This window comes from Paraburkholderia sp. MM5384-R2, from assembly GCF_014201025.1.
Lineage (GTDB): Bacteria > Pseudomonadota > Gammaproteobacteria > Burkholderiales > Burkholderiaceae > Paraburkholderia > Paraburkholderia tuberum.
Genome location: NZ_JACHDI010000007.1, coordinates 149,914 through 171,135, shown reverse-complemented (window position 1 = coordinate 171,135; position 21,222 = coordinate 149,914). Strand labels below are relative to the sequence as shown.

Genomic DNA, 21,222 nt, shown 5'->3' with positions numbered 1-21,222 from the left:
GGCGAACCAAGAACGCTGACGCCCGAAACCGTTCACCGCGCTGATCTTGGGTGCGGGCTCCACCGGTTATTCATCCGTCAAGAGTGAGATAAGTGACGTTGAGAGTCTTGACCTCTTCATACCGAAGCACGAACACATCTCCCGCGATCGGGTAAAACCGTGTCGGGCCTTCAATGAACTGGTCGTTCGTCGCGTCGTACTTCCGGTCGGTCTCAAGCTTGCGGCGTTGCGCCTGAACCAGCAATAGTCTATCTAGTTGTCCGTCGACGTTCACTTCGTAATCGCCGAGAACGCCGGTGTATAGGAATGATCCTTCTTTGAATTCGACCACGGCAGCAACCATCGCGCCGTCGATCGCATCTTCCCTCGGGTGGTCGAGCCCGGAAAACAAGTAATACCAAGGAGCATCGCCGCGCGCGACGCCAGCCAGTGGATGTCCCATCCGGTCTAGTTCCCAGTACTGTACCGCGCCACGCCAGATGAAAGCTGCGACGAGCGCAAGGCCGGTGGTGAGCACGAAATAGCCCACGCCCGTGACGGGATGGAGATTGAGCCAAGTTAGGCGTCCGTCCAGGTCTTTGAGGGAAGATGCGCCGCCCACTAGAAGGCGGACAATATCGCCCAGTTCTATCACATACCCCGCGATCCTGGCGGCAATGACAGCAGCGCCATTGAACAGCGCAGCACACAACAGCGCCTTCAGAACCACTGCGCTGAACGGGGCGTGATCAAAAGTGCGAACTTCGTTGCGCTGGAAGAACTGGCGGAAGAGGAAACCAGGAAGAACGACGAGAAAGAGAAATAGGGCCGGAAATGCTACGTTCATGCGCCTGACCCGGCCACGCGGACGAGTCTGGGCTGATAGCGCACGGCGTTACCGTTGGAATCCCGGACAGTGATTTCCACGTCGCTGGGGTTGGTGAGCGAGGCCGACGCCAAAAAAGTACGCAGTTGCTCGGCCGCCTTCGTTAAGGTTTATTCGATGCCTGCCATCGGCCGCAGGAATGTGAATGCCTCCGCGCGTGCCGGCAGGCGTCGAATAAACCCGATGGAGGAAACCGCGGAGTGCTCCGACGTGATCGGCACTTGCCGCTATGGGGATTGATAGGTGAGGATGCTCAGCGATGTCGGCTGCTGCGCAGGCAGGCGGGATGGTGGAGGTGCGCTGACGCCGTAGCGAAGCGGTGTTGGCGTGCAATCACGATGGTGAAGCAGACGCGGAAGGCGCTTTGCGAAGCGCCAGGCGCAAACGTCCGCTCGTGGGCCGCGTTGCCGCAAAGCCGACGGTCGGTTCAGATATCGGGGCACCGTTGTGCTCATGTCTGACCCCGGCACACCGGCGGTGCGCGGATCGGGGCGCTGCGCGCGAGGATGTCGACGACGATCATCGGGGCCCCGCAGTGCCGGCAGATGAAGACGGGCCGGGTTTCGGCGGTGGCGTCGTGCGGTGGCGGGCTGATCTGGGGTGCGACATGCAGCAGGTCGCGAATCCTGGCGAGACTGGCGCGGCGCATCGGGTTGGCGAGCAGCCCGTAGTGACGGATCCGATGGAAACCACCGGGCAACACATGGAGCAGGAAGCGGCGGATGAACTCGCCGGTTTCGAGGGTCATGGTCTTGTAGCGGGTGCGCCCCTTCGCGCGGTAGTCCTTCCAGCGGAACGTCACACCGTGCTCATTGAAGTCGACGAGGCGCTGGTTGGAGATGGCAACGCGGTGCGTGTAGCGTGAGAGGTACTCGAGCACCGCCTTCGGTCCGGCGAACGGGCGCTTGGCATAGACCACCCATTCGCAGGTGCGTAGCGGCGCAAGCCACTGGGCGAAGGTGGCGGGATCAGCGAGCCCGGTGTACTCGCCGAAGAAGTGCAACTGGTCGTGCCGGTGGGCCACTTCGAGCGCTTCGAGGAAGCGCCGGCGGAACAGGCGTGAGAGCACTCGTACCGGCAGGAAGAAGCCGGGCCGGCACGCGATCCAGCGCTCGCCATCAGGCGAGAGTCCGCCGCCGGGTACGATGCCGTGCACATGTGGATGATGGGTGAGTGCCGAGCCCCAGGTGTGCAGTACGAGCGTGGCTCCGAGCTGCGCGCCGAGGTGTCTGGAATCTGCGGCGATCGTGCGCAGCGTTTCGGCGGCGATGTCGAGCAGCAGGCCGTAGATGATTCGTTTGTTATACCAGGCGATCGCACTGATGGGCGCGGGCAGCGTGAAGACGACGTGGAAGTATTCCACGGGTAGCAGATCGGCCTGGCGTGCCTGCAGCCAGCGGTGTGCGGCGCTGGCCTGGCACTTCGGGCAATGCCGGTTCCTGCATGAGTTGAAGGACACCTCTGAGCTTGCGCAGCCTGAACAGCGCAGCACATGTCCGCCCAGTGCCGCCGTGCGGCACCGTTCGATGGCCGACATGACCTTCAGCTGCCCCAGGCTCAGGTGTGCGGTGGCTCGCCACACTGGCCCGTGGCTGCGGAAGATGTCCGCAACCTCCAGCATGAGGCGCTACAGCGCGCGGGCCTACTCGGAGGGCAGACGGTCCAGCGGACTGGTGACCTCGCGCAGCAGGTCGGTGGCCACCTGGACGTAGAGCGCGGTGTTCTCGAGCTTGGCATGGCCGAGCAGCACCTGGATCACGCGGATGTCTACCTTCTGTTCAAGGAGGTGTGTCGCGAAGCTGTGCCTCAGCGTGTGCATGGATACACGTTTGTCGATGTGCGCAGCCTCGGCGGCGGCATGAATGGCGCGGTTCAGTTGCCGCGTGCTCAACTGATCGAGCGGATCGAGCCCGGGAAACAGCCACCCACCATCGGGCATCTTGCCCTGCGCACGGGCCACGCGCCACCACACACGCAGACGCTCGAGCAGCACCGGCGAGAGCATGGCATAGCGGTCACGACGGCCCTTGCCCTGCTCGATACGCAGTGTCATGCGTTCGCTGTCGACGTCGGCGACCTTCAGCGCGACCACTTCGCTGGCGCGTAGCCCCGCGCCGTACGCGACCGACAGCGCGCTCTGGTGCTTCAGGTTGCCGGCGGCCTCGATAAGCCGCCGCACTTCGTCGGGACTGAGCACGACGGGCAATACGCGGGGCACGCGCACGGGTCGCATCCTGACCATCAGCTCGGGCCGGTCGAGCGTCACCGTAAAGAAGAACTTCAGTCCGGTGATCGCGTGATTCAGCGACACGGCCGATGTGCCATGGTCGACGAGATAGAGCTGGTAGCGCCGCAGGTCCTCGACGGTGGCCGTGTCAGGTGAGCGCCCGAGAAACCGGGTGAACTCACGCACGATGTGCAGATAGATGTCCTGCGTCTTGGGGGCAAGCTGGCGCATGCGCATGTCGTCGATCATGCGCTGGCGCAATGGGCTGACGTTTGCTGGTAAGGAGGTCATGATTCGGCTCCTGCTGAAGAACGAGGCGGATTGCCTCATTCGCCAACATAAAGCCGCGTGACCGGCCTCTCCCTCACCTCCAGCGTCAGACCGCAGCCCCTACCGCGCGAGCGGTTTAGTCCTTCGGGTCTTTCAGGACGTTTTCGAGACGCTTGCTGCGAACGACTTTCATGGGACCTCCTTTTCGGTACTTCAATCATATAGTTACCCGGCGGGCTAAATCAACTGCCGATAGCGTCGCGGAGTTCAGAAAGGCCGCCTTGCGCTCATCGCCGCCGCTGACAACGATGTGCTGGCGGCCCGGGCGGCCCTTCCTTGCGAGCCGGCTTGCACGGGCGAGCGACTGGACGACGTTGCAACTGCCGCGATGGAAAGACCCGGCGTTCAACGCCTCCGGCTCAGGTGCCTCTCACTGCAGCCGTAAATGCATTTGCCGCCGTCAATTCGGCCGTCTTCGCCGCAGGAATCTGGATGTCCGCGCCGGTCGCTGGATTCCGGGCGACCTGGGGAGGCCGTGCGCCCGCCGAAAACGAACTGAACCTGATCAGCTGCACGGTGTCGCCCACAACTATCCGCCCCTTCAGACCATCATGGGCCGCTGCCCCGAAATGAAGGGTGATCGGGTTGGACGTCCTCAGGCGACGTTCACCGCATCCTTGAATGCCTTACCCGCGGTGAACTTGACCGTTTTCGCGGCCGGGATCTGGATTTCGGCGCCGGTCGCCGGGTTGCGGCCGACACGCGCGGCGCGCGCGCCTGTGGAAAACGCCCCGAAGCCGATTAGCTGCACGGTGTCACCTTTCGTGACGGTCGCTGTGATGGCGCCGAGCAGCGCGTCGAGCGTTTCGGCGGCCAAGGCTTTACTGGTGCCCGTTTTTGCGGCGACAGCGTCGACGAGGTCCTGCTTGTTCATGGTGGTGTCCTTCAGGTTGGGGGTTGAATGCCGCACCCTACCCGATTCCCGCACCGGTGCGCAACCGGCTCAAGAGAGGCGCCAACGGCGCTGACCTCCATGCACCCAACGGTGCCCAGCGGTGGCATGGCCGTGAAAGGTCACCCTTTGTGGGGCGGCCCAGTATCCCGCGGTGCCAGCGATGCCGTCGCCCGTCGAACGATCACGAACGGCGCGCGCTCACCAACCGCCCCCCGCAATGCAGCCGTCACGCGTTGCGCGCCGGAAACCGTTGGCCCGGGATGCAATATCGCCATTTGGAGCGACGGATCTCCTTGTACGCCCTCCCCTTCCCGCTGACGGCGCGGTCAGCGGCCGGCGTCCTCGCCCGGCTCCGGGCCGTCGCCGGCCGCGCGCTCGCCACGCCTCCCGGCTACGCACCATGCCTCGCGAACTCACTTCGGGCGGCTCCTCGCGGGCGCCCGGGGACGAAAAGCAGAACGGCGTGACGGGCGATTTTCGATGCCCCTCCCAGTTTTGATAACTGCTATTACCAAAACTGCATTTAATGCATCAAGTCTCGGAACTCCCTCGCGACAGGTCAAGCGTTATGGTTCTACGCCGCAACCGTCGAAGTGGCGAGGTCAGGTAGCTCGGGCCCGGTTACACCTGCGCGCATCCGCCGCGTGCTTAGCTCGCATCCAGGTCAAAATACGGAGTCGGTTGTATTCGAACCGGCTCGGAAGGCCGATGCAAGTCGCAAACACAGTGAAAATCAGGCTTCGTTCTCTCATGGGCTCACGCGCCCGCCGCTGCGGAACTGCTTTTGATGTTCGGCTAGGTCGGCGGGGAAATCTGACAGTTAGTTGCGTCTGGTGCCATTTTGTCGATCGACGACGGCGAGATCTTCCCGGATCGGGCAGGGAATCCACCACATCGGCAGCATGGTTTATTAGGCCGACGACCTGCGGAATTCAAGAATTGCGCTTTCCATTCGCAAGCGGCAAGCCCTTGCGCGGCATCGAATCCGTCATCGGCAGATCCATGCCGTCATCAAGCAGTAGCGCATCGGAGACGGATTCGAGATGAGCCTTGCGCGCCTATGTAGGGGCCAACGCGTCGCGTCCATCGTTGACCAGCGACGCACGTTGGGCATTTTCGTACGCAGCCACCGCTTATCGTGTGCGGGTCATCAAAAAGGCGGCGATTACAGATCACCCGCCGCATTCTGAGCCGCGTTCCACCGTGAGCCCTCCAGCGGATCCCGAACCACGATTTGCGGAGTGCAGGTAGGCAGCAGCCCCAATTCGTCGTTTTCCTGCAATTGCTCGACGCACCTCCAATGCCGCCCAAGGTCAGCGTCGATCGCGTGACGGACTACCGCAACCGCCACGCATCACTCACCAAGCAAGTCTTTACGCGACTGACCGCTATTGCCCGTTGGAGAGTAGTGAAAAGAAACGGTGATTAAGAACCGACACTTAATGCTCAATCGCCCCGACACTTATTCGACTGTGCATGGTTTTGATGTGGACAAGGTCAGACGACGACGCATGCAAGCGACGCAATGCCGCAGGTTTCTGAGTGTGGATGCGCTGGATACGCGCTCACCGGGCCATTCGGCCGCTGCACGGCGCATCCGGACGTGCCCGTTCCTCGCGGCAAGCGGGTCGTCGGAGAAAGCATGTGAAGGTAGAACTATCGGGGAGGCACCAGCTGCTGGCGCGCAAGCCTGAAACAAACGTCACGGTCGAGGGAAGGATCGTTCTGCTTGATCTGGCCGGCCCGGATCTGAACCTGGCGCTCGAACTCGGCGGCAAGACCGGCGTCTCCGTCATCCGGCGCCGACCGCGCCGGGTCGGGGCATTTTGACACGCGATTTTTCAGGCTTTCGAGCCACAATTGGCCGCGCGCATTTTCGCGCGTGTTGCGACGGCACTGTTTGGCGTCAGCGGCTGTACGCAGTTGCTGGCGCAGCGCAGCCTTGCTGCGCTCGTGCCGCAACCACTTGGCGAGGCCGAATGCGCCAAACAGTGCTTCCGGTAGATATCTGATTGCGGCAAGCCCTTTAAAGCTACCGTCCTTCCCGCGCTCGCAGCGTGATCGCGCCGAGGTCAACCCCGCTGCCTGCAGGTCACGCGTCGCGCGCTCCGCACGACGCATATCAAGCCCGGCTTGCCCGGCGAGAAAGCGCAGCGTCACGTTCTGCATCCCGCGTCCCACTGACGGGACACCTACGCGCATGGTCACCAGATCGAGGTATTTGAGACTCGCGCGCAGCAGCTGCACGCAGGCAACGCTTCGTTCAGTACGTTGCTGGCGTGTCGAGCCGTTTGCCCGGTTCAGACTCGGCAACCAGTCATCCGGCGCGTCGAGATAGCGTCCAAGGCGGTGCATGAGTTCGGTCAGCAAACGTGGAATCCCGCCCGCCCCTGTCCTCGGAGGGGTGGGTAGCCCGGGCGGGAGTGCCGCGACACGACGAGCATGCAGGTGACCGGACATTCCGGGGCAGATGCAGCGTAGGATCAGAAAACCGGACAGCGAAACGCCCTTCGCCTGCGTCGCCTCATCGAGCGTAGTGTCGTGGACATTGCGTCAGGAATGGAAAGGAACCGTCTGGCCCCTTTGGGTAGTCGTCGATTCATGGGGTCACTCATCTTTTGCGATCAAACGCTCACCGACGACGCTTGACACCGAATGAGTAGTTGCTAGAATCGACTTCAGTCACTGAAGTTGATGCATCTAGCACTTTTTCCGGTGCTGGCTGTCGTCAAGAACGACCCTCGCTGCCAGGCGAGGGTTTTTCTTTTGTGAGTTCCGTTTTGTCGTGCGCTATGCACTCCTGCTGAACATAGAAATAATTTCCAGTCGATGCGGAGTCAGTAAGCCGCTTCTCACCGTGCAGTCGCCTGTTTCGGTGACGATGCGGCCGCGGACGCATAGACCTCGTTCAACGCGTCTGCCGTACGGATCCATGGTTTCGTAGCCCGAGCCAACGATGGCGGCGGCAACTCTGGCATCTCTTCGCCCGCACGCCAGATCCATGACGGCATATCGCTGTCGTCGATCAAGCTCGACAAAGCATCCTCGTCTTCCTGTTCGACGCCGGGCGGCTGCACATACAGCGCAACGGGCTTCGGTAACACATCAGCCAGCACCGCGCAGGCGAGCGGCTTGTTTTCCGCCAGGTTGTAACGAAGGCCCTTTACGAAGCGGCGCTTGTGCGCCGTGAGCGCATCGAGCATCAGCTTGTCGTAAGCGTGCTCGAATGGAATCCAGTTGGACGACACGACCATGAGGGCCAGCGTCTCGATCGTTGCGATCCCGGTCGGGCTCAGCCCGAACGTTGCAATGAACACGAGGTGCGCGTCTTCAATGCTGTCCCACAGTGCCAGTTCATTGGCAAAACGCTTCTGCAGTCGCCGATGCAGATCCTCACTCAGCATGAACGGAAAGTCGGGAAGGTGTTTCGCGACGATCTTGAAGCCATAGCGCGACTCCGCAATCTCCTTCACTTCTCCAATCGCGATCATCAGTTTGCGGCCTTTCCTGTTGATGGCCAGCTCTGCCATGTGAGCGATGCGGCGCTGTGTAATGCCAGCCGCATGCTCCAGCGAGAACGACTCTGGCACATACAGTGACCGCCCCAGCGGCTCCCCCCTGGACACCTTGCCGGCCGCAGCCTGCAGCAGGAATTTGCGCACGACGTACCATCTGCGCTTGCCCTCCATCGCCGGATACCAGCGATTCAGCCCAGCTTCTTCCCAGAGGTAGTGCAAGGTGCCGCGCAACGTCAGCTTTGCGCCGTCTGTGCGGACCGTGTCGGCCGCCACGCCCGAGGATGCCGGCGCCCCGTTACCACCAGACTTCGACAGGCTGAAATCGAGCCTGAGCGTGGTAAAACCGTCCTCGATGTTCTCCCGAATAGCCTCACCTTTCACCTCGCCCAGTCCGGAGAGTTCCGCCGGCGGCTCGTAGGACACACAGTCCGGCGCATGTGCCCCCCCCGTATTAGGCATGCGCTTGATCACATAATGTTCGCCGACTCTTGCGACATACATCGGGACGCCGACCGGCGTACACATGCACAGCGGCCGAACCTTCTCGCTGTGGGCACCGGCAAGATACGTCTGCAGGTCATCGGCAATAGCCGCAACAATCACGTCATCGAATCGAAACTCGCTCATAGCGTTACCTCTATCGATGTCTCTACGACTGCGTTGAAGGAAGGGTCGCGCCGATGATGATTGCATTCGTCCCGGGTTCGCCCTGCGAAGCAAGCGCTGGATTAACAGCTTCGGAAACAGCGGTTGACGGAAGAACGTCACGCCGGAGTGCCTCGATGTAAGCAGGCACACGCACCGGATAATCGCGCACGCCGAACCGGATCTTTGCAAGCGGCCAATCCTTGCCGTATTTCAGGTAGCCGTTCAGGTCGGGCAGGTTCGATATCTGCGACGACGTGACGACATGCTCCGACTCTCGGCGGCGCTCGCGTGTATTGATACGCCACTGTCCCTGCACGCCGATCGGATGGCGCTCCACTTCGTGCGTACCAATCATCTCGGACATGCGTTTGGTCGTCAGGGCATTGGCGCCGCCCATCGCAAGCAGGCTACGGAAGCACGACAGCACGGCCTTCGCGGGCAGTTCGCCCAGCTGCATGTCCATCTGGACGAGATCCTGAACACCGCCAACCACACACAGGCCATGTTTGCGCCCCTTCGAGACCGCAGCCTCGAAACTGTAGAGACGGCCGAGCGAGGCGAGTTCGTCCTTGTATACCCACAGTCGCCGGTCAAAAGTCGGCGCTTCGCTGAGGATCATCGCGTAGATCAGATCGAGCCAAACCGGGATCGTCGGACCCAGCGCCGTGCGCTGGTCCTCGCGCCACGTAAGCCAGATGTTCCCGCCGTTTTCATCGCTCATCCAGCGCCGGATTGAAAAATCGCCATCGGGAATGCGCCGCAGTGGCCGGATGTACCTGTTCAGCGTAAAGATGATGCTGGCCGTCGCCCGGTCTGCATCCTTCGCGAAGAAGCCCACCGAATCCGTGTCCTCGAGGTACTTCTGCAACACAGGGCGCTGCTCACGCACAAGCAGATCCGTCAACGTCACCATGTCGCGCATGTCGTCCTGGTCAAGCTTGTTCATCGTGTCCGCGAGCACCGCACGCGCGTACCCTGCCCACTCTTCGGCCTGGTCCCCGTTCTGCGGCGGAATCGCCGAATGCGCGAGGCGCTCGAAGTCGAAGCCATGATCGACCTCGTTGAACAGCGACCAGCCGACGCATCGAGCGTCGTACGGGTTGATCACCACATCGCCAGGCAGATAGAAACGCGACATGAGCGAACCGTTCGGATCGACCACCACCATGCGGTCATCACGGCGCAGTGCCGACGCGACCAGGCCATTGATTGCCTGACTCTTCCCGGTGCCGGGCGCACCCACGATGATCAGGTTCTGCGTTTCCAGATCCGTGGGCATCTCGACACCGCACACCGCGACTGGCGCGCGCGGTGCATCGCCATGCTTCACGGCCTGTTTGCGGTACTGGTTGTTATGTCGCGTGATCCGGTTGCTCAGCTGATGCCGGTTTTCCATCTTCGTGCCACGGATGAATCTGGCGTACCGGTAGCCTTCAAAGCCGTTGAACAGGTATTCATGGCACGCCCATGCGGCACCCGCTGCAAGCGCCACACCCGGCACAGCACCCCAGAAAAGCAGGGGATCACGCACAGCCGCCAAGAAACCGTGAATGATCCCAGCAGGAAATGACAGCGGCGGATAACCTGCAAGTGTGAAGGACACGCAAAGGCCAAGAACAAGCGCGAGCACCGCGCCCGTCCACTGCATCATCACGACCTCGTGCTTTTGCATGGGTCAGAGTCCGTGCCCTTCACGTTGCTTTCCCGGCCTCACGGCCTCCTTGGCCCGTTCCGAGACCGCCTGCTTGCCATCGCGCGTAAAGCCGGCCGACTCGCGCAGGTTCCCGAAGAACTCGGCGCGACGCTCAAGCCTTTCATGCGCATTCAGCTCGGAAAATTTCTTCCGTGGTCCTGCGTCGGCACGCGCGACGCTGGCCCCTTCCGCCTGCTGCGTCTTGCCAGCGTCGGCCGGCTTGCCGGCAGCTGTAGCGCCCCGGTCGGCGGCATCCTTCGTTCTGTTTCGGCCAGGTTTCCTGAAACCCGCAACCCCGTCGACGGACTTCCTTGCCTCCGGTGTCTGGCCACTGTTCTCCATTGGCGCAGCTGACGGCGTTCGCTTGCCAGCGCCCATTTCGATGACGTTCGACTTTTCCGCCGTCGGTTTCTCCGCGGCCTTCTCTGTTACCTTCCCGACGGGCGCCATACTCTTCCCACTGCCGCGCGCGAAGAACGCATTGCGCGCGGCATCGATCGCGGCCTTGTCAGACGTCGCCGCTTCTGGCTCCCTGCCGGCGTGGGCCTCTTTCGTTTCACGCAGCATTTCGAGCGTGGCTTTGGCCTGTTCAGCACTAACCCCCGTCGTCTTCGCAACCGTATCGACAGTCGCTGCAAATTTGGCCGGATCTTTCAATGTCTCCAGAGACGTATCAATACTGATGCTCTCTTTCGCGGCCCCGGACGATGCGTCACCCACGCCCGCCGCCACCTCTACCGTACGGTCTGCGGCCTTCTGCGCGGCCTGCTCCGCGACGGGCCGCGCCCCGGTCTTCTCCGGCCCCTCGATCGCACGGCGCACCTGCGCCCGTAATGCCTGCTCCTGTGCATCGAGCTTGATCTCCGCAAGATCCAGTTCCCGACTGCGGGCTTCCAACGATTTCGCCCAGCCATGGAGCGTCTTGGGGTAGGTGTGAGTGGCGCCCTTGTCGTCGACGCGCGCCTGCGCTTTCGCGAACATGTCGGCAACTTCCTGCCGGCTCCATTCGCGCACCACATTCAGATCCTTGTTCGCATGAAGGATCTCGGCGGTCTTCTTCGCATCGATCAACGCCAGCTTGTTCAGACCCGCTAGAAGCGACGCCCGATCGGTAATCTGCTCGGCCCGCTGCGCCTGCTCGACTTCTTTTTCGGCTAACGCCTGTTCAAGCGCGCCGCGCATCGCGGCGGTGTCGATCAGCTCACCGTCTCTCAGACCAAAACGTGTCTTGAGCGCTTTGGCATCGGTCGCGAGCTGCCTGTCTTCACGGCGCTGCTGGTCCTCGCGCTCGACCGCCTGCGCGACTGCGCGCGGCTCCCTTTTAAGCCAGTCCTGCCGGTATGCGAGATTTTTCTGGCGCGCCTCAAGGCTCGCACGACGCTGGGCAAGCGCCTGCTCCTGCTCCGCAAGCTGTTGCTGACGCTCCTTGTCGCTAAACCGCAATACGGTGTCTTCAAACATAGAAACCTCCGTCAGTTCGACGTCTGCCCGGACCATGGGCGCCCTTGGTTAAACCGGCTTTGCCAGTGCCGCTGATACGCCTGTGCGACCACCGGCACATGCCACATCACCACAGCGTTTTCGCTGTTGTACCTGGCCGCCGACGTCGTGTAATTGAAGCTGCCCGTCTCGACCGATTCACCGTCGATCACCATGAATTTGTCGTGATGGATCGGATACACGTCGATCGTCCGGACACCTACGCCCGCACCCGACAGAAGATCGAGCGCGATGCGGCCTTTGCCGCTGCGATCCTCGACCAGGTTGCTCTTCCGATCGGCAACCACCGCCACGACAACGCCGCGCCGATGCGCGTCGATCAGCGCCTGCACGATCGCCGGCGACGTAAAGCTGTACGCCGACAGGTGCACTGAATGCCGGGCCGTACAGATGGCTTTGAGAACCAGTCGCTCGGCAGAACCTTCAGGCGAAAAACCCGTGTCGATTGCGGGACCGTCAGGGGCTACACATTCCGCTTGGGCACTGCTCGAGTAGGTCAGAAGGGGAAAGGCAAGAACCGCCAGGGCCGCCAGGGCCGCCGTGACGGCTGCAGATCTGAGAGAACGGTAGAGTCTGCTCATCCTCGCCCTCACCGGCCCTGACCCAATAACTCGACGTGCTTTGCGACGGCGACGTCAACACTAGAAAAATTTCCTTGCGTCTCGCCACCGTGCCAAAGAATGTGTCCAGGCTTACCCTGAATAATGCAACTGGCAATTCGCCATCCAGTCGGATGAACCGGTTCATAGGGACCCACCCGTGTCCAACCATGCGCCGCCGCGTAAGTCATCCCCGCCACCCTGTTAGTAATGAATTCGTGTCTGGAACTGGCCGGCCTCGTACACGTCGACCGCGTTCGGCGATTGCGGCTGTTGCCAGACGATGTGGTCATACACCGTGACGGTGACTGGATCGCCGTCGTCTCCGCCACCGTCACGCGCGCTTCGCCCATCTCGCCTGCTCACAGCGGATGCATCACCCGAGGGATCGCCGTACACCTGATATGCACCGACCTGGCTGCCCACACAGGCCTGCGGCCCGTAATACGCGTAACCGCTGTTGAGATCCGCCACGGAAGGCTTCGGCGTTCCGACCAGCGCGAAACCGCTCATGCCGCTATACGGACGGGCCCCGGCCTTACGTTGCTCTTCGGCCACCCACGCACCGGCCGCCGCGGCCGTTGTGCCAGCAGGGCATGGATCGTACGGCGTGTTGTTCTGACGGACGCTCATGTCCGAGTCTTTACACTGCGGCCAGCCGCGGCCGTGGCGGAGATCGTCCATCAGATGATCCATCGCCGGCCCGCAGGTAGACGGCGCCCACGGGCCGCCATTCGATGAGGGGTTGCCCAGGCAGATCACAATGCGGCATCCGTAGTCGTCATCGGCACGGGCCATGCCGGCGTGACCACCAGCAGCGAGCACCGACATGACCAGCATCAGCCTGCTTCCGTTTTTAATCGTCATATCCCACCTCCTTCTCAGGTAAGCGCCTTGCGCCCGACCCTCATGGTTCGCCAGGCACCCCACGTGTTACGCACGGCCAGACCCAGCAAACAGAACGGCGACGCGGCCACCGCAGCCAGCCACATCATGGCAACCGCGGGCGGCAGCAGGATCCAGACACCGCTCTCCCGCATCAGTCGCGCCATCAGATAAAAAGACATCGGCACCATGAGCGCCGCGAATTGCACTCCGGCCCCAGGCAAGTGACGCCACCATTGCGACGCCGCCACGGCCGCCGTGACGGCATAGCCGTCCAGCACCAGGGCCGCAGCGAGTAGCCGGTACCGGTTATTGATCATCGACCACTCCGGGTGCACGCACTGCCTTGCGCGTATCGCTCACCTGGCCGGTGAGCTGGCCGCTGATCGGTCCATTGGGCTGTCCATTGAGCTGACCGTCTTCATCGTCGTCCCCATAGGTCGTGAACCAGTCGTCTTTGGCCGCGGACTTTGCGGCGCGCCCTGGCCGTGCCGCCGCGCGTCGTGCGGGTCCACCTGCAGGGCGAACGTCTGGAACGACCTCAATCGGCTGCGCCCCCTGCACACCGGACGCCGGGAGGGCAGCCGCCACCTTTTGTGCATAGGCGGCGCCCCGCGTCAGATCGCCGCTGTAATAACAGGACAGCGCCGCACGTACCGCGTCATCAGCCTGCGCAAATTGCGGCTTCGCGCGGGCATAGCACGCTTTTAGAATCGCGGCACCGGTCCTGAGGTTCGTGCAGGGCTCGAAAATGCTCTCTGCGGTCTGTCCGTAACGCGCCAGGTTGTGTACGTTGACCTGCACCAGTCCCATGCTGTAATTCCAGCCGCCGGCGTCAAGCGCCCTGACGGTGGCCAGGGCTTCCGGAAGGTTCTTTGGCTGGCGCGCAAGATGACCGCCGACGACGCCGATCGCGAATGGATTGCCGCTGCTCTCGACTGTCGCCACACGACCCAGCAGCGCGTGATGAACGTCTGGGGCGCACTCCTGGGCCAGCGAGACAAAGGACGCCGGGACCGATGAGGACGCGGCCTGCGTATCCGCTTGTGACGCCTGAGTGGATAGCAGCATCAGGCATACCGCCAGAGGCGCGACAGCCGGTTTAATGTGGAACATAGAGCACCTTGCTGATTCCCCGCACGCCATCGTCATAACGATGCATCTGCACCACGACGTCGATGAGACTGCGGGCATAGTCAATAATCTCGGCGCGCTGCAAGGTCGAACCGAAGCGCATGACCATCTGCGCGAGCCGTTCGAACATGTGCTCGGGGCTCGTTGCATGCAGCGTCGTCATCCAGCCACCGTGCCCCGAATTGAGCATTTCGAGCGCGACGTATGCTTCAGCGCCGCGCAGTTCGCCCGGGATCACACGATCAGGCGACAGCCGCAATGTCCCTTCCATCAATTCAACTGGCGTGACCTGTGCCGTACCCTGATTGCCACGCGAATACACCAGGTGCACCACGTTCAGTTGCGGCGGCCTCAGCTCGAGTGCATCCTGAATGGTGACGATCCGTTCGTGCGGCGAGATCTCCTTGAGCAGCATGTTGATGAACTCGGTTTTGCCGGCGAAAGTCGGCGCGCTCACCACAATGTTCTTTTTCGTCTGGACTGCGAGCCGCAGGAAGGCGGGCCAATCGCCGTCGCGATACAGCATTGACAGCTTCCTCGCCGTGTCCTCAGAATCGGGCAATGGTTCATTGACCCGATCGAAGGCTCCCGTGTCGATGTAGTGCTGCATCGTCAGATCGAGCGTCGACGGTTTGCGAATCGCGATCGCGATCGTGCCGGGCGGCACAGCGGGCGGCTGAACCACCTGAATCCGGAAGTCGCGATTGCCTTCTCCCGTCAGTTCCGAGGGAATCGAGGCCGCAAGCAGCGGGCGCCTCGCGTCCGTCTCCTGATCCGAGTGATGCGCGACCAGCTCGGCGAAGTCCCGCAACGTGCTCTCAGTCAGAACGGGGGTGTCTACGCGTTCCATGAAACGCTTGCCCCGCCTGGACACCCATACGGCGCCGGGCCCATTGACCACGATCTCCGAGACATCGGCGTCATCGAAGAGTGGCCGGATGGACGCAGTGCGATTAAAAAATGCCGGCACGATCGACATGTCAGCGCCCCCGGATGCGTTCGGCGCGAGCCACCGCGCCGGCCTGCTGAACGGCGGGACGATCCAGACACACCTGCGCATCGAAACATTGGCGGGCAACGGCCTTCAGCTTCGCCTGTGCGAGCATCAGATACTGTCCACCATCCCGGGTGAAGTCCCTGAAGATCTGTGCCTGCAACGCGTCAGCAACCGCGTCGTCCAGCTGCCGACGCAATTCGCTAGCGGCGGCTTCACATTGAACGAGATCCGTTGCCATCAATCCTCCTCGGAACCCGGCTTGCAATAGTCGGAGAAGTCCAGCTCATGCTCCACCTGAATGCGAACGCGCGTGCCCTGGTCATTCTTGAGCGTCGGCGGGATGTTGACGTAACCGCCCAGTAACTGCTGCGACGACTGGGCCATCGATGACTGAACGTTCTCGCGGTACATCGAAGATGAGTTATTGCGGTCCGAGGACGACACCCCGTAATTCGATGCACCGGCGCCAAGGATTGCCAGCGCCGCGCTCATGCCGAGAATCTGGCCAACGTGGTTATCAACGTCGGCATCGATGCCAGCCGATCCGAGCTGATCGGCAACCGGAGAGTCCACACGGATCTTGACGCCGTCCGGACGCAAGGCGACGGCGCTCGCGATAAAGGTTCGCTCCTGACCCTTGCGCACGGACGAATTCGGTTTGCCTGTAATGCGCGTGCCCCACGGCAACAGTGGAATCCGGCCTTTCTCCCCAAAAGCGTCCCGATCCAGCATGATCGTGATTGAGCCTGGCAGGTCGGAGATAATTCGGGGCAGCAGATGGCCTTCAAGGATGGCCCCCGGCTCCATCCTGCATTGCAGGTTCTCGATCTTTTGCGCCTTCACAGTCGAATCGTCGGCGTTCGCAACACTGCGCGCGAAAGCCGAATTCGGATCGTTCGGACCGTCGCCGCCAGAACGACGGCCGAGGCCAGCCTCACCTTGCTGAGCATCAGCGGAAGCGGCACCTGCATCGTCCGAACCATCGCCTCCCGTGTCTGAACCAAACAGACCCGACTTCATCCGCGCCTCGCGCATTGCCTCGGCTTTTCTGCGAGCCTGCTCAGCCGCTGCGGCCGCCTGACGTTGACGCTCCGCAGCCCGTCGCGCTTCGTCCGGATCAACGCCCGAGCTTGCCGCCGGTGCCGACGCAGCTGCCGCCATCGACGCGGGAAGTTTCTGCCGGCCAGCATCCAGCGGCGCGGCCTTCGTCGTGTCTTCGTCAATCTTCGGCTTGTCGGAACTGCCCGACGGCGCCGGCGCGTCATGCTTCATCGCGTAGAACCCACCGGCACACAGCAGGAACAGAATCACGCCGGCGACCGTAAAGAAGGTCTGGCGCCGGGCGAGCGCAGGATCGGCCGCGAGCGACGTCTGCCGCAGCGCATCAGCTGCGCGCCGGCGCTCGCTCAGGCTGTCGCCTGCACCGCCCGGCTCGCCTCCTGGCGGCCCGCTGTCATGCGGACGATCATTCGGGTTGTCAGGCGTATTCAATTTCCGCCTCCCCAAGGTGAACGCTGCGCCTGCGTCGCCTGAGCCTGCGTCGTGCGCGCCACGCACAATGTGCGATCGCCATCGCGCAGCGTGAATTTGTCAGCCATCTGCTCGACCACCAGGTACGGCCCTTCCCTGCGCATGGGCGCAAGCGCCTCGGTACCGTCCCGGTCCACTACGTAGATGCTCGGCTTGGGCTTGCCGATCGTGGTCAGAAAGTAAGTGAACTGCCCGTCGTCAAACACGCGCTGCAGCCCGAACGAACTCTCGTCACCCGACACCTGATAATTCCTGTTGACCATGCGGGGTTGCGAATAGGATGTGTCGGAAACACCGCCAGAATCGTCGCTCCATACATCGCTTCCGTCAGCCGGATAGATGAAGCGGACCGCATAGGTCGCGCGCTCCGGATTCTTCGAACTGGACAGGCGGAAGTAATAGACGTGATTGCTGGTCGTGACCGTCAGATTGGTTCTTGCATCAGGCTCGACCGGTTTGAGCACAAGATGATTGCGAAACTTCAGGACCTGCCAGCCAATTGAATCGCCGATCGCCTTGTTAAGGATCTTCTCCCCAGGCGCGAATTCGATCGTCGTCGCGTATCCATAGACACCGGTGATTTCGTAGACCTGGTTCGGATCGAACTGAAGCTGGCATACCCGGTTGTCCGTGATCACGCAGCGTGGATTTTTCGCCGCCTGTGCATTCACACCCACAAAGGCGCACGCAATCCCAATTGACCATCCCAGCACGCCGTGGCGAATCGCTTTCATGTCGTTCCCTCTCCTGGTTAGTACGCCGAGGGCGTCACGAAATGCACGATATGCGCGGCGCGCAACGCATCGTCGATCGACGCTATCTGCAGGTGGTAAGTGCCGCGCGTCGTCGTGACGTTCAGTCCCATCTTTTCGCCCGGCCTGTCTGCCGTCACCTGCAACGTGTCGCCCGCCCGTTGAACATGAAAGACCGGGGCCGTGCTTTGCGCGATGGCCTTGATGTGTTCGTCGCGCGGAAAGTCAATCGCCAGCAAGGTCCTGTCAGCAACCGTCAGGTCGTAGATCTTGTCCGGCATGTACGGCAGGCGCTGCACGTTGCCCTCCGTACCCCGCAGGACAGGATCAGCAGCGGTTACTGCGTGAGCTACGGCCGACAGCGCCGCCGCTACCGCCACTGCCGTCAAGGCGCTCCTGACTGTTCGCATCTCAACCTCCAGATGGGGCCGGCGCTCCCGGCTCTGTGTTCGGCTCGAAGCCGGTCACCATGAATCCCGTCCCGTTGATGTAGCGGTTCTGCGGCGTCAGTGCCTGCTTCACGAAGTCGTAGCGGAACAGCACATGCCAGTACACCATCCTGTTGTCGCCGTTCCCGTCGTTGTAGGTCGTGAACGTTGCTTCTGCCTTGTGATCGTCCCTGTCGAGAATCCGCACGCGAACGTCCTTGACCCGGCGCACCGTCGTTTCGGCGATGCTGTAGTACGGGTTGTCCCTGTTCTTCGCGTCCATCTCGTGATTGAAGCTATCCGCCACGCTCGATGCCGAATGCAGCCTGACGTAATCAATATGGTCCTGACGAAACGCGCGATCGAGCGTGTAGCGTTCCGTCACGTATCGGGCAAGTTCGCTTTCGATCACGGCATCTTTCGAACTGAGCACCGCAGGTGTGCCGATCTCGCTTTTTGCGACGTGGTTGTGCGCGTCAAGGGTGAGCACCACGGGCGGCACATACGCCTGATTGGCCTTGTCGTAGGCCAGCGAAGCCAGTGCGAGGGCCGCGATCGGCCACGCCACCAACGCAAGCAGATAGGCACGATTCCGGGATAAGCGAATCGCCTCATAGGATTCGGCTGGCGGTGCGTCAGGCGCTGGCACCTTGAGTACCCTGGATGATTTCTGGATCATCTCGCTCACCATTGACCTCCCTCAGATGTGCCGCTCGACGGCGCTGTGCCGCCTGGGCCGCCCGGTTGACCGGCACCCGATGGGCTCGACATGCCTGAAGGGCTCGTAGCGACGCCCGAGGACAACGCCCGCTCGATTCGCGCAAGCTGGGTGCCGTGAGCAGTCTGGGTGATGCTGATACTGGTCAGTGCAGTCGCCGCGCCTGGATTCGCGCTGGCGCTGCCTCGCCCACCACCGGAAAACTTCGACATGATCTGGGACATCATGAAACCGCCGATCATGTCCGCCATGCCACTGCCGGCGGCGCCGCTCGATGTCAGCGCGGACGCGAGGGGGCGAATGGTAAAGGCCATGAAAAGTGTTATTGCGCCGGCGATGACGATGGCGGCGAAAGCATCGTTGGCCGTCATCGCATTGGGATCCATCTTCGAGACAAACTGGTCGGTGATATCAAAGCTGAATTTCACGATGACACCCAGCAGGATGCCGACCAATGCGAACTTCGCCATCGCCGCGAACCAGCTCATGCCGAATCCGCGCGTGCTGCTCCACATCAACGTTGGCACAAACAGCGGAAAGAGCAGCATCGTGACCGCGAAACCCATGTCGGATCCAACCTTCAGGACCAGAGCGACCAGGACCATCGCTGAATTGATCATCTGCAGGGCCAGTCCGAGAAGAACGATGCCAATCTTGAGCATCGACTGCTTCATCATCTGGCCCGATGCATCTGAAAACTTGTTGTAGTCGTTCTCCAGATACTGTGTCATCGACTGCCCGCCCATCAGCGAACTTACGGTGTCGTCGCGCAGCTCCTGGAATGAATGAAAAATCTGTCCGGCGAGCCCGCCCCAGTTCAGTGCCGCGAACACGAACATGATCGTCAGCAGCATTCTCACGAGAGGCCACACGTCCGCGGGATCGCGCCCGGAATGGACCCGGACTACCTTCACTGCCACCCAGATCATCGCGAGATACAGCGCAGGTTGCGTGACCGCATGCCCCAGCACCGGGTAGTTGGTCGACAGAAACGCTTCCGTCCGCGACGGGATGCTGTCGAACAATGTCTGGATGAATTGATCTACCGGATCAGCCATGTCACTTCCCCGGGCCAAAAAATATCTGCTTGGAGGCCTCAGCGGCGGCGTTGCAGTCGCGCGCTTCCGGGGTGTCCGCAAAGGGGCTAATGCCGTGGTTTGTGCAATCGTCTTCGCGCGCTTTCATCTCGGCGCGATGCGCAAGATAGTACGCTTGCGTCTTCGGCTCGAACGCCGGCACTGTCTGCGCAGGGGGTTCGACCGCGCCCCTTCCCGTGCTGCCGGTATGCACTACGTACACGATCAGGCCACCGCATCCGACGACGGCGACCGCGAGAAGAAACCAGCTGAGTTTGCCTGCCCACGTCATATGCCCATCTCCAATGTCAGTCACCCGTGCGCTCCCGGGCGTCACCGCGCACCTGTCAGGTCTGCTGTCCGACCGGATGAAAATCGCAGGCGCACGGTGACTTCGATATCGCGCCGGAATGTGCACAACCAGCCAGACACGCAGCGCCGGCGAACAGGAGGTAAAAAACGATGCGTCGCATGTCATGCCTCACTTCGATACGTTGCTGAAAAACTTCTCGCGCTCTGCGGTGGCCTGGTTACTCTCGTTGAGCTGGTTCGCCGTCAGATTCGCGTTGATGGCCTGCAATTTCGTCTGCGCGGACTGCGCCATGCCCAGCTCCGCCGACATGCGGTTCTGCAGATCGGCAGCGTCCTTGACGTTCTGCGTCGTGTCGACCTGCTGCGACAGGTTCTGGAAATTACGCAGGTGCGTTTGCGCCTCGTCGTACAGCGACTCTCCGCCAGCCAGTGCTGAGCGAACCGAGTCGGTACTCATCCTGTAGTTCGCGCCCTCGCTCTTGTCCGCGAAGTCATCGGGTGACATCGTGTTCATCACCTTTTCATACGTCGCCTGCCGGCTGCCGTAGATGCCGCTCTTCTGCTGCGATACAACGTCCTGCCAACTCCCAGGGACGATTGACGATGCGTCAATTGCATCGCTCAACCCCTGCCCGCCGCGCCCGTATGAACCGGTCACCGCGCGGTATTGCTGCTTGAGCGTGTCGTATTCCTGCTTGAGCTGGGCCAGCTGCGCGGCCAGCGCGGTCCACGTCCCGGCGTCACCGACGGGAACGCCCGTTGCGAATGCTGACGTCGATATGGCCATCGCCGCGGTGGCCGCCACAAATGCACCTTTCATCTCTGCACCTCCGTTTCCTGTAGCACGGTCGACACCCGGACGAAAATGCGCAAAGCATCGCGCTGCAGGTCGTAGAGTTCGTTATCCGGCACCACGCGATGTTCAGCGATCGTCTCGCCGTAAAGTCGCGCCAGCGCACATCCCACGGCGCTGCCGGCAAACCCAGCATCCGATGACGCGCGCACACGCCACCAGTGGATCGCCCCTTCGATTTCACCGAGCGTGAACTGCATGCCGGAGCTCCCGGTTGTCCGTCCAGTACATCCTGAAGCCTCGCGCCCACGACCACGCATAC

23 protein-coding genes are annotated in these 21,222 nt (G+C 61.9%); 1 reads left to right on the top strand and 22 read right to left on the bottom strand.

The window, feature by feature from the left end; translation table 11 throughout:
* Positions 1-70 precede the first annotated feature (70 nt).
* From HDG37_RS14430 to virB11, 14 genes are all read right to left on the bottom strand, one after another.
* The gene (locus tag HDG37_RS14430) at positions 71-826 is read right to left on the bottom strand and encodes a hypothetical protein (RefSeq protein ID WP_184048514.1); all 756 of its coding nucleotides are present in this window, start codon (positions 824-826) and stop codon (positions 71-73) included.
* Between the two features lie 490 nt (positions 827-1,316).
* Positions 1,317-2,486 carry an IS91 family transposase gene (locus tag HDG37_RS14425; RefSeq protein WP_184048511.1) on the bottom strand — a complete coding sequence of 390 codons (1,170 nt, stop codon included), beginning with the start codon at positions 2,484-2,486 and terminating at the stop codon, positions 1,317-1,319.
* A gap of 21 nt (positions 2,487-2,507) precedes the next feature.
* Entirely contained in the window at positions 2,508-3,383 is an 876-nt protein-coding gene (locus HDG37_RS14420) for a site-specific integrase (protein WP_121311520.1), read from the bottom strand.
* Between the two features lie 398 nt (positions 3,384-3,781).
* Positions 3,782-3,967 carry an HU family DNA-binding protein gene (locus HDG37_RS14415; protein ID WP_260334872.1) on the bottom strand — a complete coding sequence of 62 codons (186 nt, stop codon included), beginning with the start codon at positions 3,965-3,967 and terminating at the stop codon, positions 3,782-3,784.
* A 50-nt stretch (positions 3,968-4,017) separates the two neighbouring features.
* Positions 4,018-4,296 (bottom strand): HU family DNA-binding protein, encoded by a 279-nt coding sequence (locus HDG37_RS14410; RefSeq protein ID WP_184048507.1) that lies wholly within the window; start codon positions 4,294-4,296, stop codon positions 4,018-4,020.
* Between the two features lie 1,677 nt (positions 4,297-5,973).
* On the bottom strand, positions 5,974-6,687 hold the full coding sequence (locus HDG37_RS14405) for a hypothetical protein (protein WP_184048506.1): 714 nt from the start codon (positions 6,685-6,687) through the stop codon (positions 5,974-5,976).
* A gap of 482 nt (positions 6,688-7,169) precedes the next feature.
* Positions 7,170-8,462, bottom strand: coding sequence for a DUF1173 domain-containing protein (locus HDG37_RS14400; RefSeq protein WP_184048504.1), 1,293 nt, complete (start codon positions 8,460-8,462; stop codon positions 7,170-7,172).
* Positions 8,463-8,484: 22 nt separating this feature from the next.
* Positions 8,485-10,155, bottom strand: a complete 1,671-nt coding sequence (locus HDG37_RS14395) for a type IV secretion system DNA-binding domain-containing protein (protein WP_184048502.1) — start codon at positions 10,153-10,155, stop codon at positions 8,485-8,487.
* A gap of 3 nt (positions 10,156-10,158) precedes the next feature.
* On the bottom strand, positions 10,159-11,637 hold the full coding sequence (locus HDG37_RS14390; protein WP_184048500.1) for a hypothetical protein: 1,479 nt from the start codon (positions 11,635-11,637) through the stop codon (positions 10,159-10,161).
* An 11-nt stretch (positions 11,638-11,648) separates the two neighbouring features.
* Positions 11,649-12,257 (bottom strand): phospholipase D family protein, encoded by a 609-nt coding sequence (locus HDG37_RS14385; RefSeq protein WP_184048498.1) that lies wholly within the window; start codon positions 12,255-12,257, stop codon positions 11,649-11,651.
* A gap of 222 nt (positions 12,258-12,479) precedes the next feature.
* Positions 12,480-13,142 (bottom strand): hypothetical protein, encoded by a 663-nt coding sequence (locus tag HDG37_RS14380; protein ID WP_184048496.1) that lies wholly within the window; start codon positions 13,140-13,142, stop codon positions 12,480-12,482.
* A 14-nt stretch (positions 13,143-13,156) separates the two neighbouring features.
* On the bottom strand, positions 13,157-13,480 hold the full coding sequence (locus tag HDG37_RS14375) for a hypothetical protein (RefSeq protein ID WP_184048493.1): 324 nt from the start codon (positions 13,478-13,480) through the stop codon (positions 13,157-13,159).
* Positions 13,470-14,276 (bottom strand): lytic transglycosylase domain-containing protein, encoded by an 807-nt coding sequence (locus HDG37_RS14370; protein WP_184048490.1) that lies wholly within the window; start codon positions 14,274-14,276, stop codon positions 13,470-13,472. Before HDG37_RS14370 ends, HDG37_RS14375 begins: the two co-directional genes overlap by 11 nt.
* Positions 14,263-15,273, bottom strand: a complete 1,011-nt coding sequence (gene virB11 / locus HDG37_RS14365; RefSeq protein WP_184048487.1) for a P-type DNA transfer ATPase VirB11 — start codon at positions 15,271-15,273, stop codon at positions 14,263-14,265. Before virB11 ends, HDG37_RS14370 begins: the two co-directional genes overlap by 14 nt.
* On the opposite strand from virB11, the gene HDG37_RS14360 reads away from it, so the two are divergent.
* A complete protein-coding gene (locus tag HDG37_RS14360) occupies positions 15,188-15,559 on the top strand; it encodes a hypothetical protein (RefSeq protein ID WP_184048845.1) in 372 nt (123 codons plus the stop codon). The two genes, virB11 and HDG37_RS14360, sit on opposite strands and share 86 nt — an antisense overlap.
* On the opposite strand, the gene HDG37_RS14355 is transcribed toward HDG37_RS14360, so the two are convergent.
* The 8 genes from HDG37_RS14355 to HDG37_RS14320 all read right to left on the bottom strand — a co-directional run bounded on the left by HDG37_RS14355 (position 15,529) and on the right by HDG37_RS14320 (position 21,160).
* Positions 15,529-16,782, bottom strand: a complete 1,254-nt coding sequence (locus tag HDG37_RS14355; protein ID WP_184048485.1) for a TrbI/VirB10 family protein — start codon at positions 16,780-16,782, stop codon at positions 15,529-15,531. The genes HDG37_RS14360 and HDG37_RS14355 overlap by 31 nt on opposite strands.
* Positions 16,779-17,555 (bottom strand): TrbG/VirB9 family P-type conjugative transfer protein, encoded by a 777-nt coding sequence (locus HDG37_RS14350; RefSeq protein ID WP_184048482.1) that lies wholly within the window; start codon positions 17,553-17,555, stop codon positions 16,779-16,781. Before HDG37_RS14350 ends, HDG37_RS14355 begins: the two co-directional genes overlap by 4 nt.
* Positions 17,556-17,572: 17 nt before the next feature.
* A complete protein-coding gene (locus tag HDG37_RS14345; RefSeq protein WP_184048480.1) occupies positions 17,573-17,983 on the bottom strand; it encodes a TrbG/VirB9 family P-type conjugative transfer protein in 411 nt (136 codons plus the stop codon).
* A 1-nt stretch (position 17,984) separates the two neighbouring features.
* Positions 17,985-18,680: a type IV secretion system protein gene (locus tag HDG37_RS14340; RefSeq protein WP_260334856.1), complete on the bottom strand. Its 696-nt coding sequence runs from the start codon at positions 18,678-18,680 to the stop codon at positions 17,985-17,987.
* 5 nt (positions 18,681-18,685) lie between these two features.
* Positions 18,686-19,777 carry a type IV secretion system protein gene (locus tag HDG37_RS14335; RefSeq protein ID WP_184048475.1) on the bottom strand — a complete coding sequence of 364 codons (1,092 nt, stop codon included), beginning with the start codon at positions 19,775-19,777 and terminating at the stop codon, positions 18,686-18,688.
* A 1-nt stretch (position 19,778) separates the two neighbouring features.
* A complete protein-coding gene (locus HDG37_RS14330; protein ID WP_184048472.1) occupies positions 19,779-20,087 on the bottom strand; it encodes a hypothetical protein in 309 nt (102 codons plus the stop codon).
* Between the two features lie 189 nt (positions 20,088-20,276).
* The gene (locus HDG37_RS14325; protein ID WP_184048469.1) at positions 20,277-20,927 is read right to left on the bottom strand and encodes a type IV secretion system protein; all 651 of its coding nucleotides are present in this window, start codon (positions 20,925-20,927) and stop codon (positions 20,277-20,279) included.
* Complete coding sequence (locus HDG37_RS14320; protein WP_184048466.1) at positions 20,924-21,160, bottom strand: DUF3717 domain-containing protein; 237 nt, start codon at positions 21,158-21,160, stop codon at positions 20,924-20,926. The genes HDG37_RS14325 and HDG37_RS14320 overlap by 4 nt, the downstream gene beginning before the upstream one ends.
* Between the last annotated feature and the right edge of the window lie 62 nt (positions 21,161-21,222).

Bases quoted from the DNA above. Each gene is read 5' to 3' on its own strand.
- HDG37_RS14375 (WP_184048493.1), bottom strand. From the start codon at position 13,480: ATGATCAATAACCGGTACCGGCTACTCGCTGCGGCCCTGGTGCTGGAC.
- HDG37_RS14380 (WP_184048496.1), bottom strand. From the start codon at position 13,142: ATGACGATTAAAAACGGAAGCAGGCTGATGCTGGTCATGTCGGTGCTC.
- HDG37_RS14400 (WP_184048504.1), bottom strand. From the start codon at position 8,462: ATGAGCGAGTTTCGATTCGATGACGTGATTGTTGCGGCTATTGCCGAT.
- HDG37_RS14370 (WP_184048490.1), bottom strand. From the start codon at position 14,276: ATGTTCCACATTAAACCGGCTGTCGCGCCTCTGGCGGTATGCCTGATG.
- HDG37_RS14320 (WP_184048466.1), bottom strand. From the start codon at position 21,160: ATGCAGTTCACGCTCGGTGAAATCGAAGGGGCGATCCACTGGTGGCGT.
- HDG37_RS14395 (WP_184048502.1), bottom strand. From the start codon at position 10,155: ATGCAAAAGCACGAGGTCGTGATGATGCAGTGGACGGGCGCGGTGCTC.
- HDG37_RS14390 (WP_184048500.1), bottom strand. From the start codon at position 11,637: ATGTTTGAAGACACCGTATTGCGGTTTAGCGACAAGGAGCGTCAGCAA.
- HDG37_RS14430 (WP_184048514.1), bottom strand. From the start codon at position 826: ATGAACGTAGCATTTCCGGCCCTATTTCTCTTTCTCGTCGTTCTTCCT.
- HDG37_RS14345 (WP_184048480.1), bottom strand. From the start codon at position 17,983: ATGCGAACAGTCAGGAGCGCCTTGACGGCAGTGGCGGTAGCGGCGGCG.
- HDG37_RS14385 (WP_184048498.1), bottom strand. From the start codon at position 12,257: ATGAGCAGACTCTACCGTTCTCTCAGATCTGCAGCCGTCACGGCGGCC.
- HDG37_RS14330 (WP_184048472.1), bottom strand. From the start codon at position 20,087: ATGACGTGGGCAGGCAAACTCAGCTGGTTTCTTCTCGCGGTCGCCGTC.
- virB11 (WP_184048487.1), bottom strand. From the start codon at position 15,273: ATGTCGATCGTGCCGGCATTTTTTAATCGCACTGCGTCCATCCGGCCA.
- HDG37_RS14425 (WP_184048511.1), bottom strand. From the start codon at position 2,486: ATGCTGGAGGTTGCGGACATCTTCCGCAGCCACGGGCCAGTGTGGCGA.
- HDG37_RS14340 (WP_260334856.1), bottom strand. From the start codon at position 18,680: ATGATCCAGAAATCATCCAGGGTACTCAAGGTGCCAGCGCCTGACGCA.
- HDG37_RS14410 (WP_184048507.1), bottom strand. From the start codon at position 4,296: ATGAACAAGCAGGACCTCGTCGACGCTGTCGCCGCAAAAACGGGCACC.
- HDG37_RS14325 (WP_184048469.1), bottom strand. From the start codon at position 20,927: ATGAAAGGTGCATTTGTGGCGGCCACCGCGGCGATGGCCATATCGACG.
- HDG37_RS14420 (WP_121311520.1), bottom strand. From the start codon at position 3,383: ATGACCTCCTTACCAGCAAACGTCAGCCCATTGCGCCAGCGCATGATC.
- HDG37_RS14350 (WP_184048482.1), bottom strand. From the start codon at position 17,555: ATGAAAGCGATTCGCCACGGCGTGCTGGGATGGTCAATTGGGATTGCG.
- HDG37_RS14335 (WP_184048475.1), bottom strand. From the start codon at position 19,777: ATGGCTGATCCGGTAGATCAATTCATCCAGACATTGTTCGACAGCATC.